This window comes from Micromonospora sp. 15K316, assembly GCF_004348525.1.
Lineage (GTDB): Bacteria > Actinomycetota > Actinomycetes > Mycobacteriales > Micromonosporaceae > Micromonospora.
In genome coordinates, this window is the sequence record NZ_SMKG01000047.1 from 16,247 (window position 1) to 32,315 (window position 16,069).

Genomic DNA, 16,069 nt, shown 5'->3' on the forward strand with positions numbered 1-16,069 from the left:
TCCCGGCCGGACCTGCGAGACCCGGCGAGCCCGGTGGTGGCGGACCCTCCCCGCCATTTGCGCACGGCGCAACCTCTGCCACGCCCCCGTACGCCGTGTGGCCGACTACGCTCGACGGGACGGGGGACCGGACGGGCGAGCGGAGCGAACAGGTCGATGAGCGTACGACGGATCATGGGCACCGAGGTCGAGTACGGCATCTCCGTGCCCGGTCAGGCCGGAGCCAACCCGATGGTGACCTCCTCGCAGGTGGTGAACGCCTACGGGGCGCGTCCGGAACTCAACCGCGGTGGCCGCGCCCGCTGGGACTACGAGGAGGAGTCGCCGCTGCGCGACGCGCGGGGCTTCACCTACTCCGGCGCCGCCTACGACCCCGCGGAGGCCCTCGCCGACGAGGACCTGGGGCTCGCCAACGTCATACTGACCAACGGCGCGCGCCTCTACGTCGACCACGCGCACCCGGAGTACTCCACTCCGGAGGTGACCAATCCGCTGGACGTGGTGCGCTGGGACAAGGCCGGCGAGCGGGTGATGGCGGAGGCGTCCCGGCGGGCGGCCACCATCCCCGGCACCCAGCCGATCCACCTCTACAAGAACAACACCGACAACAAGGGCGCCAGCTACGGTGCGCACGAGAACTACCTGATGCGGCGGCAGACGCCGTTCGCGGACATCGTCGCGTACCTGACCCCGTTCTTCGTCACCCGGCAGATCGTCTGCGGCGCCGGACGGGTGGGCATCGGCCAGGACGGCAGCCAGAACGGCTTCCAGATCTCGCAGCGGGCCGACTTCTTCGAGGTCGAGGTGGGCCTGGAGACCACGCTCAAGCGGCCGATCATCAACACCCGCGACGAGCCGCACGCGGACGCGGACAAGTACCGGCGGCTGCACGTCATCATCGGTGACGCGAACCTCTCCGAAATCTCCACCTACCTGAAGGTCGGCACCACCGCGCTGATCCTCACCATGATCGAGGAGAAGGCGCTCGGCCCCGACCTGGGCATCGCCGACCCGGTCAACGAGCTGCGGGCGGTCAGCCACGACCCGTCGCTCACCCACCTGATGCGGATGCGCGACGGGCGGCGGCTCACGGCGCTGGACGTGCAGTGGGCGTACCACGAGCGCGTGCGGTCCTTTGTCGACGACCGCTACGGCGACGACGTGGACGCCCAGACCGCGGACGTGCTGGCCCGCTGGGAGAGCGTGCTGGACCGGCTCGGCCGGGACGCGATGCTCTGCGCCGACGAGCTGGACTGGGTGGCGAAGCTGCGGCTGCTCCACGGCTACCAGGAGCGGGAGAAACTCGGCTGGGGCGCGCACAAGCTCCAGCTGGTCGACCTGCAGTACTCCGACGTCCGGCCGGAGAAGGGCCTCTACCACCGTCTGGTCTCCCGGGGCGCGATGAAGACGCTGCTCAGCGACGAGGAGACCCGTACCGCCATGACCGAGCCGCCGGAGGACACGCGGGCCTACTTCCGTGGCCGCTGTCTCGCGCAGTACGCCTCGGAGGTGGTCGCGGCCAGCTGGGACTCGGTCATCTTCGACGTGGGCCGCGAGTCACTGGTACGGGTGCCGATGATGGAGCCGGAGCGGGGCACCCGTAAGCACGTCGGCGCGCTCTTCGACAGGTGTGCCAGCGCCAAGGACCTGCTGGAGACGTTGACCGGCGGCTGACCCGGATCGCGGAGGAGCCCGCCGCGCGTCGACTACGGCGCGCGGCGGGCTTTTCGTCGCCCGCGCGAGGTAAGTTTCTCGCAAGAGATCGTTGGAGGAGGCAGCAGATGGCCACTCGTGACAGCGGCGGTCAGTCGCAGTCGGGCAAGTCCCGCCAGAACGAGGAGATCGAGGACGTCACGGCCGAGGCGAACCCGGAGGTCGCCGAGCGGCACGCCGAGATCACCGAGGACGTCGACGACCTGCTCGACGAGATCGATTCCGTCCTCGAAGAGAACGCCGAGGAGTTCGTGAGAGGATACGTGCAGAAAGGGGGGGAATGAGGTAAATGTCCGATTCGTCCAGCGGGTCGGGCAAGAAGTGCCCCCAGTGCGAGCGAACGTTGTCCGCGGCAGAGTTTCATCGAAACCGACGACGAATCGACGGGCTCGCCTACTACTGCAAGACTTGCGCGGCGGCTCGCTCTGAGGCGAGCCGTCGCAAGCGCGGGATCGGACCGCAGAAAAAGGCCTCGGTGCCGGTCCCCGACGACATGAAGTGGTGTCCGGACTGCAATCAGGTCAAGCCTCTTGAGGACTTCCCGCGGACCAACAAGGCAAGTGGGCGGCACAGCTACTGCAAGCCCTGCCACAACGCGCGGGGCAAAGAGACCGCCCAGCGGCTCTACGGCGGCAATCGGGAGTACCACCTGCGGCGGCGGTACGGCGTCGGGCAGAAGGAGTTCGATGAACTCCTGACCGAGCAAGGTGGGGTGTGCGCCGTCTGCGGTACCCCCGATCCGGAACATCTGGACCACGATCATCGCACCGGGTGGGTGCGCGGGATACTCTGCTTCAACTGCAACGGTGGTCTTGGCCAGTTCCGGGACAGTCCCGAGCGGCTGGCCAGGGCGATCACGTACCTGAGAGGAACCACGTGGCAGCGGGTTTTGATCCATCCGGGCGTCTACCAGATGTGTTCACCAACGCGGGGACGTCCTCCTTCACGGCGTTCCTGAGCAAGGTGGCACCCGAGATGCTGCCCGGGAGGCGGCCGCTTCCCCCGGGCATGGCCGCCGACATGGCGCCGCACGCGACCACCATCGTGGCGATCGCCGCCGACGGGGGCGTCGTGATGGCGGGCGACCGGCGGGCCACGATGGGCAACCTGATCGCGCAGCGGGACATCGAGAAGGTGCACCCGGCCGACGCGTACTCGCTGGTCGGCATCGCCGGCACCGCCGGTATCGGCATCGAGCTGATGCGGCTGTTCCAGGTGGAGCTGGAGCACTACGAGAAGATCGAGGGCGCGATGCTCTCGCTCGACGGCAAGGCCAACCGGCTCGCCTCGATGATCCGGGGCAACCTCGGCGCCGCCATGCAGGGGCTCGCGGTGATCCCGCTCTTCGCCGGCTTCGACCTGGCCGCCGCGGACCCGGCGAGGGCCGGTCGGATCTTCAGCTTCGACGTGACCGGCGGCCCGTACGAGGAGACCGGCTACGACGCCATCGGCTCCGGCTCGTTGTTCGCCAAGTCCGCGCTCAAGAAGCGCTTCCGGACCGGGCTCTCGATCGACGACGCCATCAAGCTCGCGGTCGAGGCGCTCTACGACGCCGCCGACGACGACACGGCGACCGGCGGTCCCGACCTGACCCGCCGCATCTACCCCGTGGTGATGACCGCGACCGCGGAGGGCACGCACCGGCTCACCGACGCGGAGACCGCGGCGATCGCGGAGGCCGTGGTCTCCGGCCGGATGGAGAACCCGGGCGGCTGACCGGCCGTCCGCATTCGTCAGCAGTCGTCTCGCACAGCGCTAAGGAGAACCAGCCGCCGTGGCCATGCAGTTCTACGCCTCGCCCGAGCAGATCATGCGCGACCGCTCCGAGCTGGCCCGCAAGGGCATCGCCCGCGGGCGCAGCGCGGTGGTCCTGTCCTACGAGGGCGGGGTGCTCTTCGTCGCCGAGAACCTCTCCAGCGCCCTGCACAAGGTCAGTGAGATCTACGACCGGATCGGCTTCGCGGCCGTGGGCCGCTACAACGAGTTCGAGAACCTGCGCCGGGCCGGCGTACGGATGGCCGACCTGAACGGGCTCTCCTACGACCGGCGCGACGTCACCGGCCGGGCCCTGGCGAACGCCTTCGCGCAGACCCTGGGCGCCATCTTCACCGAGCAGTCGAAGCCGTTCGAGGTGGAGATCTGCGTGGCGGAGGTCGGCACGACGCCCGACGACGACGAGCTCTACCGGCTCACGTACGACGGCTCGGTCAACGACGAGCCGGGCCGGATGGCGATGGGTGGCCAGGCGGAGGCGATCACCGGGGTGCTCAAGTCGGAGCACCGGCCGGACATGACGCTCGCCGAGGCGGTCAAGGCGGCCGTGAAGGCGTTGAGCAGCGTCGGTGGTGAGGGCGGCGCCGCCCGGACCATCGCGGCCAACCAGCTGGAGGTGGCGGTCCTCGACCGGCGCCGGATCGGCCGTACGTTCCGCCGGATCACCGGGGCCCCGCTGACCGCTCTGCTCGACGGCGGCGCGGCCGAGGAGCCGGCGGGCGGCCCGCAGACGCCGACGGTGCCGACGGGGGAGGCGCACAAGCCGACCACGTCCGCCGCCTCGGCCGACCTGGAGCGCCGGGAGCCAGAGGGCGAGTCCTGAGCGGCGGCCCGCGCCGTACGGCCTGAAGCCACGTCGCCGGCCGGCTCCACCGCCCCTGCGGTCGGGTCGGCCGGCGACCGCGTTCACGTTCAGGCGCTCCGCGTGAGCGGCTCCCACCACGGCCGGTTGCCCCGATACCAGGCGATGGTGTCGCGCAGCCCCGGCTCGAAGCCGACGTGGGGGGCGAAGCCCAGCTCACGCCGCGCGACGCCGGTGTCCAGGGAGTAGCGCCGGTCGTGGCCCTTGCGGTCGGTGACCGGGCGGACCCGCTCCCAGCCGACGCCGAAGGCGTCGAGCAGCCGGCCGGTGAGTTCCCGGTTCGTCAGCTCGATGCCGCCGGCCAGGTGGTACACGCCGCCGGCCCGGCCCTTGAGCAGGGCGAGGGTGACGCCGTGGCAGTGGTCCTCGACGTGCAGCCAGTCCCGGACGTTCCCGCCGTCGCCGTAGAGCGGCAGGTCGCGCCCGTCGAGCAGGTTGGTGATGAACCGCGGCACCACCTTCTCCGGGTGCTGGTAGGGGCCGTACGTGTTGGAGCCCCGGGTCACCACGACGTCGAGGCCGTGGGTGCGGTGGTAGGCGAGGGCGAGCAGGTCGGCGCCGGCCTTGCTGGCCGAGTACGGGGAGCTCGGGTCCAGCGGGGCGGTCTCCGTCCACGAGCCGTCCGCGATCGAGCCGTACACCTCGTCCGTGGAGACGTGCAGGAACCGGCTCGTGCCGCGCCGCAGCGCGGCGTCGAGCAGGGTCTGGGTGCCGAGCACGTTGGTGGTCACGAACGGGGCGGCCCCGGCGATGGAGCGGTCGACGTGCGACTCGGCGGCGAAGTGGACGATCACGTCGTGCTCGGCGACGACGGCGTCGACCAGCGGGCCGTCGCAGACGTCCCCCGTCACGACCCGCAGCCGGGGGTCGTCGTGGACGGGGCCGAGACCGCCCCGGGTGCCGGCGTAGGTGAACTTGTCGAGCACGGTGACCGTGTCGGGGTGCAGGAGCGGCTCGCCGCCGGTGAGCAGCCGCCGGACGTACGCCGAGCCGATGAACCCGGCTCCGCCGGTGACGAGGATCTTCACGGCTGCCAAGGTACCGGCCCGCCGGCGACGCGGGGCCGGGTCCGCCGGCCGCTCGTCCGGTGGGTGGCCGCCCGCGCGGGAAGGCCACCGGATCGAGCGCTGCCCAATCCGGGCTTCGGGCGGCTAATGTCACACCATGGAGCGGCGAATCTTCGGCCTCGAGACCGAGTACGGCGTCACCTGCACCTACCGCGGACAGCGGCGGCTCTCGCCGGACGAGGTGGCTCGCTATCTCTTCCGCCGGGTCGTGTCCTGGGGCCGGTCCAGCAACGTGTTCCTGCGCAACGGGGCCCGGCTCTACCTCGACGTCGGGTCCCACCCCGAGTACGCCACCCCGGAGTGCGACTCGGTGGTGGACCTGGTGGCCCACGACCGTGCCGGTGAGCGGATCCTCGAGGGGCTGCTCGTCGACGCGGAGAAGCGGCTGCACGACGAGGGCATCGCGGGTGAGATCTACCTGTTCAAGAACAACACCGACTCGGCCGGGAACTCGTACGGCTGCCACGAGAACTACCTGGTGTCCCGGCACGGCGAGTTCGGCCGGCTGGCCGACGTGCTGATCCCGTTCCTGGTCACCCGCCAGTTGATCTGCGGCGCGGGCAAGGTGCTGCAGACCCCGCGGGGCGCGGTCTACTGCCTCTCCCAGCGGGCCGAGCACATCTGGGAGGGGGTCTCCTCGGCGACGACGCGCAGCCGCCCCATCATCAACACCCGGGACGAGCCGCACGCCGACGCCGAACGCTACCGGCGGCTGCACGTGATCGTCGGCGACTCCAACATGAACGAGGTCACCACGCTGCTCAAGGTCGGCTCGGCCGACATCGTGCTGCGCATGATCGAGGCCGGGGTGGTGATGCGGGACCTGTCGCTGGAGAACCCGATCCGGGCGATCCGCGAGGTGTCCCACGACATCACCGGGCGGCGCAAGGTGCGCCTCGCCTCCGGCAAGGAGATCAGCGCGCTGGAGATCCAGCAGGAGTACCTGGCGCGGGCGACCGAGTTCGTCGAGCGGCGAGGCGGTGACCAGACCGCCAAGCGGGTGGTGGAGCTGTGGGGCCGGGTGCTGCGGGCGGTGGAGACCGGCGACCTGGACCCGGTGGCCCGGGAGGTCGACTGGGTGACGAAGCTGCGGCTGATCGAGCGCTACCAGCGCAAGCACGACCTGCCGCTGTCGCACCCGAGGGTGGCCCAGATGGACCTGGCCTACCACGACCTGCGCCGTGGCCGGGGCCTGTACGCGCTGATGGAGCGGCGCGGCGACGTGGATCGGGTGGCGACCGACCCGGAGATCTTCGAGGCGAAGGAGACGCCGCCGCAGACCACCCGGGCCCGACTGCGCGGTGAGTTCATCCGGCACGCGCAGGAGAAGCGGCGGGACTTCACCGTCGACTGGGTGCACCTGAAGCTCAACGACCAGGCGCAGCGCACCGTGCTCTGCAAGGACCCGTTCCGGGCGTACGACGAGCGGGTCGAGCGGCTGATCGCGAGCATGTGAGCACCGTGGTGGGCCCGGGCGGCGGTGGCGCGTTGCCGGCCCGGGCCGCCCGGTAGGCTGGCCGGGCCATGACGACATCCCCGGGCCCGCAGTCGGGCCAAGAGCCCACCGAGAGTGGCCGGCAGCGCCAGAACTGGGTGGAACGCCGCCGGTCGAAGATCCGCGCCGAGATCGAACGGAACCGGCGCGGTGAGTACACCGTTCCGACGTGGGTGCTCGCGCTCGCGCTGGTGCTGATCGTCGGCGGCTGGCTCGCCCTGATCTTCCTCGTCTGAGCCGCACCTCGCCCCCGTCGCTTCCCGCGCCCGCGTCGGGCGTCCCGCCCTGGTGACCCCTGCGGGCCAGCGGTTGGCCCGCCCGGGTCGCGAGGTCGGGTAGTTCCCGTCGTCGCCGCGGCACGGCCAGCGTCCGCGCGCCCGGCGACGCGACGAGCGGGAGGCGATCATGAACGACATGAGGGTGCCGCAGCCGGAGCGGGGCGGCGAGGGCTGGCGCGATCCCGGGCCACGGGACGTGACGCGGGACCGGGAGAACCCCGACCTGCTCGTCCCACCCGTCACGGACGCGGGAACCGTACCGAACCTGCGGTTCTCCTTCGCGGACGCGCACACCCGGATCGAGCGGGGCGGCTGGACCCGCGAGATCACCCAGCGGGAGCTGCCGATCGCCACGGAGCTCAGCGGCGTGGACATGGCGCTGGAGCCGGGGGCGTACCGGGAGCTGCACTGGCACAAGCAGTCCGAGTGGGCGTACGTGCTGAGCGGGAGCTGCCGGATCAGCGCGGTCGACCAGGAGGGACGCAACTTCGTCGACGACGTGCGGGCCGGGGACCTGTGGTTCTTCCCGAAGGGCGTGCCGCACCACATCCAGGCCCTCGACGAGGGGGTGGAGTTCCTGCTCGTCTTCGACGACGGCGCGTTCTCCGAGAACGGCACCTTCCTGATCAGCGACTGGTTCGCGCACACCCCGCGTGAGGTGTTGGCGAAGAACTTCGGCTGGGCCCCGGAGCTGCTGGACCGACTGCCCGAACGCGAGAAGTACATCTTCGCCGGCCAGGTCCCGCCACCGCTGGACCAGGACCGGGTGATCAGTCCGACCGGGGACGTGCCGAGCACCTTCAGCCACCGGATGCGCGCCCAGCAACCGCAGCGCTTCCCCGGCGGCACGGTCCGCGTCGCCGACGTCTCCACCTTCGCCGCGGCCACCACCATCTGCGCCGCCCTCGTGGAGGTGGAGCCGGGTGGCCTGCGCGAGATGCACTGGCACCCCAACGACGACGAGTGGCAGTACTACATCTCCGGGCGGGGCCGGATGGGGGTCTTCGCGAGCACCGGTGTGGCGCGGACCTTCGACTACCGGGCCGGCGACGTCGGGTACGTGCCCTTCGCGTACGGCCACTACATCGAGAACCTCGGGTCGGAGCCACTGGTCTACCTGGAGATGTTCCGCAAACCCCGGTTCGCCGACATCTCGCTGACCCAGTGGATGGCGAACACCCCGGCCGAGGTGGTGGCGGACACCCTGAACCTGCCCCGGGAGGTGATCGCCGGGCTGCCCCGGGAGAAGCGGCCCGTGGTCCGCTGACCGACCCGGCGTCGCCGCCCCCGCCAGCCCCGGCGACGGGTGCGGTCAGCCCAGCAGGGTGGCGGCGTGGCGGCCGGCGGCCGCGGCGGCGAGGAAGTAGGCGTGGTCGGCGTCCAGGCCCCGCCCCATCGTGGAGAGCGGCACCGGGGTGGCCCGCAGCGCGGCGTCGAGGCCGTCGGTGCGTACCCGGACGATCCGGTGCCGCGCGGCGAGCGGCGCCAGCGCGGCCTCGACGTCGGCGGCGAGCGCCGGGTCCAGACCGTCGGGCACCACCAGCTCGGCCGGGGCCAGCGCCACCCGGCCGTACGCGGTGAGGCTGTGGTGGGACACGCCGCGATGGCGCGGACGGGCGTCGGCGTCGGAGATGCGCAGCGAACCGACGGGGCGCCCGCTTAACGTGGCGATCGCGTTGACCGCCTCGCCGACGGCCACCCCGGAGAAGCCCCAGCGGGTGCCGGTGCCGAGGTTGCCGGGACCCTGGGAGACGACCGCCACGTCGGCGTCGAGCACGTGGCGGGCGGCGAGCAGCCCGCTGTGCAGCGTGCTCGCCTCCAGGTCGCCGCCGAACGCCTGCCCGACGGTGATCGTGCCGACCAACTCGTCGCGCAGCCCGGCGAGGGTGCGGGAGAACCACGCCGCGAGGGCCCCGCCGTCGGTGAGCACGTACGCGATCCGGGCGTGCGGCGCGTCGGCGCGGACGCCGGCGAGGATCGCCGGCAGCGCCGAGTGCAGGTCGGCCGTGACCACCGGCATGCCGCCCAGTTCCTCGGCGGTCTCCAGGACCGCCCGGTGTGGTGAGGCCTCCTCGTCCACGCCGAGCAGGATCGGCTGCAGCGGGGTGTAGCGGGCCTTCACCAGATGGCCGGCGTCGCGGTTGTCGACGGCCTGCGGCGGGTCCGGCGGCAACCGGTCCGGCAGCGCCACCACGAGGGCGTAGCCGCCGGTGCCGAGGCCCATCAGCAGCGCGCCGGCGTTGAGCAGCACCCGATCGCCCGGCTCGGGCCGGCCGACCAGGTGGGGGTAGGCCAGCGCTCGCATGGGCGAACCGTCGGGGAGCGTCACGTCCAGCTCCACCGCCCCGGCCCACTGCCGCCGCAGCGCCGTCACCGTCCCGGACCGCCATCGCACCATGACGGGCACGCTAGCGTCCGCGTGCGGGCCTGCCCGGCACCGGGTCCACGTCACGGCCGTCCGCGCCGTCGCGCGGCGCGTCGGGCCCGGTCAGCGCAGGCCGGGGTCGACCGGCCCGTCCGTGATCGGCGGGTCCGGCTTCCCGGCCACCCGGGCGCCGCCGCCGGGCATCGATCGGGTCGGGTCGAGGAAGAGGTACCGGACCTCCGGGTAGCGCTCCCGCAGCCGCCGCTCCGCCTCGTCGGCGGTGGCCTCGATGTCCGCGCCGGTGGCCTCGTCCCGGAAGTCCACCTTGGCGGCGACCAGGATGTCCTCCGGGCCGAGCTGCATGGTGAAGAGCGTGCCGACCCGGGTCACCTCGGGAAGCCCGGCCAGGGACCGCTCGATCTCGTGCTGCAGGCGTACCGGCACCGCCCGGCCGACCAGCAGCGACAGGTTGCTGTAGGCCAGCGTGGCGGCGACCGCCAGCAACAGCAGGCCGATCAGCACCGAGGCGATCCCGTCCCACAGCTCGTCGCCGGTGAGTTCGGAGAGCGCCACGCCGCACCCGGCCAGGAGCAGGCCGATGAGCGCGGCGCTGTCCTCGAGGACGACCGCCTTGACCGTGGTGTCGGCGGTCAGGCGCAGGAAGCGGCGCGGCGTCGTGCCCCACCGTCGCGACTCCCGGCGCACCTGCCGCACCGCCCGGCCCAGCGAGATCGCCTCGATGACGAAGGAGACCGCGAGCACGACGTACGAGACGAGGAAGTCGCCGCTGTGCTCGTGCACGAGGATCGTGGTGATCCCGTGCGTGATCGCGAAGCCGGCGCCGGCGACGAAGGTGAACAGGGCCGCGAAGAAGGCCCAGATGTAGCTCTCCTTGCCGTAGCCGAAGGGGTGGCGGGCGTCCGCCGGGCGGGCCCCCCGGCGCAGGGCCATGAACAGCAGCAGCTCGGTGGTGGTGTCGGCGACCGAGTGGGCGGCTTCGGAGAGCATCGCGGCGGAGCCGGAGATCAGACCCGCGACCAGCTTCGCGGCCGCGATGGCGAGGTTCGCCGCACCGGCGACGATCACGGTGCCGACGCTCTCGGTCTTGACCTCCGGTTGTGCCATGGCAAAACACTATGGCTCCCGCCGCCCGCGCGCCCGGCGGGCGTCGTACCTGGGTCGGGGCATCCGGCCCACGCCGCGCCCGCGTGGGTGCACGCCCGCCTCGGGTCGGCTGCTAGCGTCTATGCGTGTCCCGTACTCGTACCGAACGCCTGGTCAACCTGGTGATCTGTCTGCTCTCCACGCGCCGGTTCCTGACCGCCGCGCAGATCGCCGCGACCGTGCCCGGCTACGAACACGATCCGGACGACGCCCGTGACCACGAGGCGTTCCAGCGCAAGTTCGAGCGGGACAAGGCCGAGCTGCGTGAGCTGGGCGTCCCGCTGGAGACCGGCACCGCGAGCGTCTTCGACTCCGAGCCGGGCTACCGCATCGCCCGCCGTGAGTACGCTCTGCCCGACATCCCCCTCGAACCCGACGAGGCGGCCGCCGTGGGGATCGCCGCGCGGCTCTGGCAGCACGCCGGGCTGGCCGCCGCGGCCTCCTCCGGGCTGGCGAAGCTGCGTGCCGCCGGGGTGGACGTCGATCCGCAGGCCACCCTCGGCCTGGAGCCGATGGTCACCGTGGACCCGGCGTTCGCCCCGCTGACCGCCGCCGCGCGGGACCGCCGGGAGGTCGGCTTCGACTACCGGGTGCCCGATCAGGACGCGCCGACCCGGCGCCGGCTCCAGCCGTGGGGGGTGGTCTGCTGGCGCGGCCGCTGGTACGTCGTCGGCCACGACCTCGACCGGGAGGCGACCCGCTGCTTCCGGCTCTCCCGCGTCGTCGGCGGGGTGCGGGTCACCGGCGGGCCGGGCGCGTACGAGCCGCCGGCGGGGGTCGACCTGATCAGCCATGTGGCGCGCTGGTCCGGGCCGGTGGAGCGGACCGGGCGGGCCACGGTCCTCGCCGCGCCGGGCCGGGCCGCCGGGCTGCGCCGCTGGGCGGTGGAGACCGTCCCCGGGCCGGACGGGGACCGGCTGGTCCTGCCGTACGCCGACGCGGAGTCGCTCGCCGGTCACCTCGTCGGCTACGGCCCGGACGTGCGCGTGCTCGACCCGCCCGAGGTGCGCGAAGCCGTGATCCAGCGGCTGAAGGAGATCGCGTCCCGGCACGACGACCTGGCGACCGCCGGAGGCAGCAGATGACCCGTCCCACCGCCAAGGGCGGCTCCCGCGCCTCCGCCGACCGGTTGGCCCGCCTGCTCAACCTGGTGCCCTACCTGCTGGCCCGTCCCGGCATCGAGATCGCCGAGGCGGCCGGCGACCTGGGCGTCACCGAGCGGCAGCTGCGCGAGGACCTGGAGCTGCTCTGGGTCTGCGGGCTGCCCGGATACGGCCCGGGTGACCTGATCGACATGGCCTTCGACGGTGACCGGGTGACCATCACCTACGACGCCGGCATCGACCGGCCGCTGCGCCTCACCCCCGACGAGGCGCTCGCGCTGGTGGTGGCGCTGCGGATGCTCGCCGAGACCCCGGGGGTGGCCAACCGGGAGGCGGTGGAGCGTGCCCTCGCCAAGATCGAGAGCGCGGCCGGTGACCTGGTCGCCGCTCCGGTGGAGGTGCGGCTGCCGGCGGACATCGGGCGGGTGGAGACGCTGCGGGCGGCCGTCGAGGGCGGCCGGGCGTTGCGGATCACCTACTACACGGCGGCCCGGGACGAGACCACCGAGCGGGTCATCGACCCGCTGCGCATGCTGATGGTCGGCGGTCGGGCGTACGTGGAGGCGTGGTGCCGCCGGGTTGAGGCGGTCCGGTTGTTCCGGGCTGACCGGATCGACGCGGTCACCGAGCTGGACGAGCCGGCGGTGGTGCCGCCGCAGGCCCGCCCGCACGATCTCAGCGACGGGGCGTTCCGCCCCTCTCCGGATCTTCCGCTGATCACGCTGCGGGTCGGTCGGGGTGAGCGATGGATCACCGAGTACTACCCGTGCGAGGAGGTCCGGGCCGGGGACGCCGACCACTGGCTGGTGTCGCTGCGCGTCACCGACCTGGGGTGGGCGCGCCGGTTCGTCCTCGGCCTCGGCCCGGACGTGACAGTGGTGGCGCCGGCGGAGCTGGCCGAGCAGGTGCGGGCCTCGGCGAGCGCCGCGCTCGACGCGTACGCCCGACCGGCGCCGGACGCCCGACGTGCCCCGGCCGCCGCCGACCCGGCGGTCGCCGCGGGCTCCCGGTAGGCTGACCGCCGTGCTGTGGTGGATCGTGCTCGCGGTGGTGCTGGCCGCCCTCGTCCTGCTCGCGGTGGCCGTGCGGGGCGTGCTGGCCCGCCTGCCCGGGCTGCGCCGGGCGGCGCTGGCGTTGCAGCGGCGGCAGGACGAGGCGCTCGAGCTCGCCGGAGCCGCGCGGACGCTCCAGGAGCGGTCCGAGACGCTGCAGCGGCAGCTCACGGTCACCCAGCGCCGGATCGAGCTGATCAGGGCGAAGCGGCACGGTTGAGCCGGCTCGCCGGTCAGCACGCCTCAGGGATCACGGCGCGGCGTCCGCGACGGATCGCTCACCGGCTGTTGACGGGACGTCCCGGGTTGGTCAAGACTTCACCCGCCGGGACGAACCACCCCCGCCCCGGCGGGTGGCAACGGGCCGATACGCACGTACGATGGCTGCGTTACCCCCCTGCTGTCTCACAAGCGACTGGAGCTTCCCATGGGTGCCCTCAAGCCGTGGCACATCGCCGTACTCGTGGTCGTGCTGATCCTGCTCTTCGGCGCGAAGCGGCTCCCCGACGCGGCCCGCTCGCTCGGCCGTTCGCTGCGGATCATCAAGGCCGAGACCAAGAGCCTGCACGACGACGACCGCGACCTGGCCGAGAAGGCCGACGCGCAGTCCGGCTACCAGCCGCTGCCGCCGCAGGCCGCGCAGCCGCAGCAGGCGCCGTACCAGGCTTCGCCGCAGCAGCCGGTCGTCGACCCGGTGCAGCGCGTCCGCGAAAACTGATCGAGGGACCCGAAGACCGTGGCGGCCTTCGCGTTGCGCAAGCGCGGCCCGAGCAACTTTGAGCGGGCCTCCGACGGCTCGATGACCCTCATCGAGCACGTCCGGGAACTACGTAACCGGCTCTTCCGCGCCTCGCTGGCGATCGTGGCCGGCCTGATCGTCGGGTTCTTCCTGGCCCAACCGGCGTTCAACCTGCTCAAGGAGCCGTACTGCAGCCTGCCGCAGGCGACCGACGCCTTCGGCAACTGCCAGAACTTCCTGCAGTTGTCGCCCGCCGACGGGTTCATCCTGAAGCTGAAGCTGGCGCTCTGGATCGGCCTGATCGTCGGGGCGCCGGTCTGGCTCTACCAGCTCTGGGCGTTCATCGCGCCCGGCCTGCACCGGCACGAGCGCAAGTGGGCGTACGTCTTCGTCGCCATCGCGGCGCCGCTGTTCGCCGGTGGCGCGGTACTCGCGTACCTGGTGGTCGACAAGGGTCTCGCGTTCCTGCTGGAATCGGGCGTGACGGGCACCGACACCCAGCTGGAGGTCACCCGCTACATCTCGTTCGTCACGAACATGATCCTGCTGTTCGGCGTGGCGTTCGAGTTTCCGCTCATCCTGCTGATGCTCAACTTCACCGGGGTGGCGAGCGCCCGCCGGCTGCTGAGCTGGTGGCGGGTGGTCATCTTCATCTCGTTCGCGTTCGCGGCCGTCGCCACACCGGATCCGGGCCCGTTCGGGATGACACTGCTGGCGGCATCGCTCTCCCTGCTCTATTTCGTCGCGGTCGGCGTCGCGTTCGTCAACGACAAGCGGCGGGGACGGGGCAAGGAGATCTACGCGGGCATCGCCGACGACGAGGTGTCGCCGCTGGACGCGACCCCCGAGCCGGTCGAGGCGGGGCAGCGGGTCGAGGCGACCGGCCCGATCGACGCGCCGGAACCGATCAGCGCTCCCGCGCCGATCGAGCGCCGCTACGACGACATGACCTGACCCACCCCGCTGCCGGCACCGGCAGCGGACACCGACGAGGAAGACCGAAACTTGACGAACGCCGCCCGGGTCGGGCGGCGTTCGCCGTACCGGTAGGTTGCTCGCCATGACCGCGGCCGATCACCCCTCCGTCGATCCCCAAGGTCCGGTCGCGGTGCTGGCGAACCCGCAGGCCGGCCGGGGCCGCCACCGCAGCCTGCTCGCGCCGTTGATCTCCCGGCTGGCCGGCGCCGGCCGGGAGGTGCGGCTCCTGGAGGCGCACAGCGCCGAGCAGGCCGAGACGGTCTGCCGCACCGCGGTCGCCGGGGGAGTGGCCGCGCTGGTGGCCGTGGGTGGCGACGGCACCGTGCACCGGGCGGTGCAGGCCGTGGCCGGAACCTCGATCCCGTTCGGGCCGGTCCCGGCGGGCACCGGTAACGACTTCGCCACCGACACCGGCTTCCCGCCCGACCCGCTCGGCGCCGCCGAGGTGATCGCCGGGGCGCTGCGCGCCGGTCGTGCCCGCCCCGTCGACCTGGCCCGCCTGACCGGCCCCACCGGGCCGCCACGCTGGTACGGGGCGGTCCTCGCCGCCGGCTTCGACGCGATCGTCAACGAGCGGGCCAACCGGATGCGGTGGCCGCGCGGCCCCCGCCGGTACGACCTCGCGATCATGGTCGAGCTGGCCCGGCTCCGTCCGCGCCGCTACAAGCTGCGCCTCGACGGTGAGCCGTACGAGCTCGACGCGGTGCTGGTGGCCGTGGGCAACTGCCCCAGCTACGGGGGCGGGATGCGGATCTGCCCCGACGCCGACCCGACCGACGGCCTGCTCGACGTGGTCGTCGGCGGGCGGCTCGACCGGCGCACCCTGATCCGCGTCAAGCCGAGCATCTACCAGGGCACCCACCTGCGGCACCCGCTGGTGAGCAGCTACCGCGTACGCACCGTGGAGCTGGTCGCGGAGGGCATCACGACGTACGCCGACGGCGAGCGGTCGCTGGACCTACCGGTGACCGTCACCGCCGTGCCGGGCGCGCTGCGGTTGCTGCGTTGACCCGCACCGCACCGACGCTCGCCGCGATGACCAGGGCGATCGCCACCACCTCCAGCACGCTCAGCCGCTGCCCGAGCACCAGGTAACCGGCGAGCGCGGCGACGGCCGGGCCGAGGCTCATGAGCACCGCGAACGTGGCGGTGGGCAGCCGCCGCAGCGCGAGCAGTTCGAGGGTGTACGGCAGCCCCGAGGCGAGCACGGCGAGCGCGACCCCCAGCGCCAGCACCGACGGGTCCAGCAGCACCCGGCCGGTGGTCGCCAACCCCGCCGGCAGGGTCAGCACGGCGGCGACGGCGAGCGCCACGGCCAGCCCGTCGGCGCCCCGGAAACGGGCCCCCACCCGGGCGCTGAGCACGATGTACGCCGCCCAGGTCGCCCCCGCGACCAGGGCGAGGGCGGCGCCGAGCGGGTCGAGCCGGTCGAAGCCGCCCCGGCCGAGCAGGACCACCCCGGCCAAACCCACCCCCGCGC

The 16,069-nt window shown here is 72.6% G+C and carries 18 protein-coding genes; 14 read left to right on the forward strand and 4 right to left on the reverse strand.

Annotated features, from left to right (window positions below):
- Window positions 1-156 precede the first annotated feature (156 nt).
- The 5 genes from dop to prcA all read left to right on the forward strand — a co-directional run bounded on the left by dop (window position 157) and on the right by prcA (window position 4,309).
- Complete coding sequence (gene dop, locus E1211_RS12605) at window positions 157-1,674, forward strand: depupylase/deamidase Dop (protein WP_132348678.1); 1,518 nt, start codon at window positions 157-159, stop codon at window positions 1,672-1,674.
- Between the two features lie 107 nt (window positions 1,675-1,781).
- Window positions 1,782-1,997: a ubiquitin-like protein Pup gene (locus E1211_RS12610; protein ID WP_132348680.1), complete on the forward strand. Its 216-nt coding sequence runs from the start codon at window positions 1,782-1,784 to the stop codon at window positions 1,995-1,997.
- A gap of 5 nt (window positions 1,998-2,002) precedes the next feature.
- Window positions 2,003-2,671 carry an endonuclease VII domain-containing protein gene (locus E1211_RS12615; protein ID WP_132348682.1) on the forward strand — a complete coding sequence of 223 codons (669 nt, stop codon included), beginning with the start codon at window positions 2,003-2,005 and terminating at the stop codon, window positions 2,669-2,671.
- Window positions 2,590-3,429, forward strand: coding sequence for a proteasome subunit beta (gene prcB, locus E1211_RS12620; protein WP_207915351.1), 840 nt, complete (start codon window positions 2,590-2,592; stop codon window positions 3,427-3,429). Before E1211_RS12615 ends, prcB begins: the two co-directional genes overlap by 82 nt.
- A 58-nt stretch (window positions 3,430-3,487) precedes the next feature.
- The gene (gene prcA, locus E1211_RS12625) at window positions 3,488-4,309 is read left to right on the forward strand and encodes a proteasome subunit alpha (protein WP_132348686.1); all 822 of its coding nucleotides are present in this window, start codon (window positions 3,488-3,490) and stop codon (window positions 4,307-4,309) included.
- An 89-nt stretch (window positions 4,310-4,398) separates the two neighbouring features.
- Here prcA and rfbB read toward each other — a convergent pair whose 3' ends face one another.
- Complete coding sequence (gene rfbB, locus E1211_RS12630) at window positions 4,399-5,376, reverse strand: dTDP-glucose 4,6-dehydratase (protein ID WP_132348688.1); 978 nt, start codon at window positions 5,374-5,376, stop codon at window positions 4,399-4,401.
- Between the two features lie 136 nt (window positions 5,377-5,512).
- Between rfbB and pafA the strand changes: the two genes are divergently transcribed.
- The 3 genes from pafA to E1211_RS12645 all read left to right on the forward strand — a co-directional run bounded on the left by pafA (window position 5,513) and on the right by E1211_RS12645 (window position 8,455).
- Window positions 5,513-6,871, forward strand: coding sequence for a Pup--protein ligase (gene pafA, locus E1211_RS12635; protein ID WP_132348690.1), 1,359 nt, complete (start codon window positions 5,513-5,515; stop codon window positions 6,869-6,871).
- A gap of 68 nt (window positions 6,872-6,939) precedes the next feature.
- Window positions 6,940-7,146, forward strand: coding sequence for a hypothetical protein (locus E1211_RS12640; protein ID WP_132348692.1), 207 nt, complete (start codon window positions 6,940-6,942; stop codon window positions 7,144-7,146).
- Window positions 7,147-7,315: 169 nt separating this feature from the next.
- The gene (locus E1211_RS12645; RefSeq protein WP_165947244.1) at window positions 7,316-8,455 is read left to right on the forward strand and encodes an oxalate decarboxylase family bicupin; all 1,140 of its coding nucleotides are present in this window, start codon (window positions 7,316-7,318) and stop codon (window positions 8,453-8,455) included.
- A 45-nt stretch (window positions 8,456-8,500) separates the two neighbouring features.
- Here E1211_RS12645 and E1211_RS12650 read toward each other — a convergent pair whose 3' ends face one another.
- Window positions 8,501-9,586 (reverse strand): DUF3866 family protein, encoded by a 1,086-nt coding sequence (locus E1211_RS12650; protein WP_132348694.1) that lies wholly within the window; start codon window positions 9,584-9,586, stop codon window positions 8,501-8,503.
- 90 nt (window positions 9,587-9,676) lie between these two features.
- Window positions 9,677-10,678 (reverse strand): cation diffusion facilitator family transporter, encoded by a 1,002-nt coding sequence (locus tag E1211_RS12655; RefSeq protein ID WP_132348696.1) that lies wholly within the window; start codon window positions 10,676-10,678, stop codon window positions 9,677-9,679.
- Window positions 10,679-10,803: 125 nt separating this feature from the next.
- On the opposite strand from E1211_RS12655, the gene E1211_RS12660 reads away from it, so the two are divergent.
- From E1211_RS12660 to E1211_RS12685, 6 genes are all read left to right on the forward strand, one after another.
- Complete coding sequence (locus tag E1211_RS12660) at window positions 10,804-11,802, forward strand: YafY family protein (RefSeq protein ID WP_132348698.1); 999 nt, start codon at window positions 10,804-10,806, stop codon at window positions 11,800-11,802.
- A complete protein-coding gene (locus E1211_RS12665) occupies window positions 11,799-12,833 on the forward strand; it encodes a YafY family protein (protein ID WP_132348700.1) in 1,035 nt (344 codons plus the stop codon). The genes E1211_RS12660 and E1211_RS12665 overlap by 4 nt, the downstream gene beginning before the upstream one ends.
- 10 nt (window positions 12,834-12,843) lie before the next feature.
- Window positions 12,844-13,092: a hypothetical protein gene (locus tag E1211_RS12670; RefSeq protein ID WP_132348702.1), complete on the forward strand. Its 249-nt coding sequence runs from the start codon at window positions 12,844-12,846 to the stop codon at window positions 13,090-13,092.
- A gap of 207 nt (window positions 13,093-13,299) precedes the next feature.
- Window positions 13,300-13,590 carry a Sec-independent protein translocase subunit TatA gene (gene tatA, locus E1211_RS12675; RefSeq protein WP_132348704.1) on the forward strand — a complete coding sequence of 97 codons (291 nt, stop codon included), beginning with the start codon at window positions 13,300-13,302 and terminating at the stop codon, window positions 13,588-13,590.
- 81 nt (window positions 13,591-13,671) lie between these two features.
- Complete coding sequence (gene tatC / locus E1211_RS12680) at window positions 13,672-14,565, forward strand: twin-arginine translocase subunit TatC (RefSeq protein ID WP_132348716.1); 894 nt, start codon at window positions 13,672-13,674, stop codon at window positions 14,563-14,565.
- Between the two features lie 106 nt (window positions 14,566-14,671).
- A complete protein-coding gene (locus E1211_RS12685; RefSeq protein ID WP_132348706.1) occupies window positions 14,672-15,598 on the forward strand; it encodes a diacylglycerol kinase family protein in 927 nt (308 codons plus the stop codon).
- Here the strand turns inward: E1211_RS12685 and E1211_RS12690 are convergent.
- Window positions 15,561-16,069: DMT family transporter (locus tag E1211_RS12690; protein WP_165947245.1), on the reverse strand; the 509-nt coding region annotated here is incomplete at its 5' end. The genes E1211_RS12685 and E1211_RS12690 overlap by 38 nt on opposite strands.

Bases quoted from the DNA above. Each gene is read 5' to 3' on its own strand.
- E1211_RS12650 (WP_132348694.1), bottom strand. From the start codon at position 9,586: ATGGTGCGATGGCGGTCCGGGACGGTGACGGCGCTGCGGCGGCAGTGG.
- tatA (WP_132348704.1), top strand. From the start codon at position 13,300: ATGGGTGCCCTCAAGCCGTGGCACATCGCCGTACTCGTGGTCGTGCTG.
- E1211_RS12665 (WP_132348700.1), top strand. From the start codon at position 11,799: ATGACCCGTCCCACCGCCAAGGGCGGCTCCCGCGCCTCCGCCGACCGG.
- E1211_RS12640 (WP_132348692.1), top strand. From the start codon at position 6,940: ATGACGACATCCCCGGGCCCGCAGTCGGGCCAAGAGCCCACCGAGAGT.
- E1211_RS12655 (WP_132348696.1), bottom strand. From the start codon at position 10,678: ATGGCACAACCGGAGGTCAAGACCGAGAGCGTCGGCACCGTGATCGTC.
- dop (WP_132348678.1), top strand. From the start codon at position 157: ATGAGCGTACGACGGATCATGGGCACCGAGGTCGAGTACGGCATCTCC.
- E1211_RS12610 (WP_132348680.1), top strand. From the start codon at position 1,782: ATGGCCACTCGTGACAGCGGCGGTCAGTCGCAGTCGGGCAAGTCCCGC.
- E1211_RS12685 (WP_132348706.1), top strand. From the start codon at position 14,672: ATGACCGCGGCCGATCACCCCTCCGTCGATCCCCAAGGTCCGGTCGCG.
- tatC (WP_132348716.1), top strand. From the start codon at position 13,672: ATGACCCTCATCGAGCACGTCCGGGAACTACGTAACCGGCTCTTCCGC.
- E1211_RS12645 (WP_165947244.1), top strand. From the start codon at position 7,316: ATGAACGACATGAGGGTGCCGCAGCCGGAGCGGGGCGGCGAGGGCTGG.
- E1211_RS12615 (WP_132348682.1), top strand. From the start codon at position 2,003: ATGTCCGATTCGTCCAGCGGGTCGGGCAAGAAGTGCCCCCAGTGCGAG.
- pafA (WP_132348690.1), top strand. From the start codon at position 5,513: ATGGAGCGGCGAATCTTCGGCCTCGAGACCGAGTACGGCGTCACCTGC.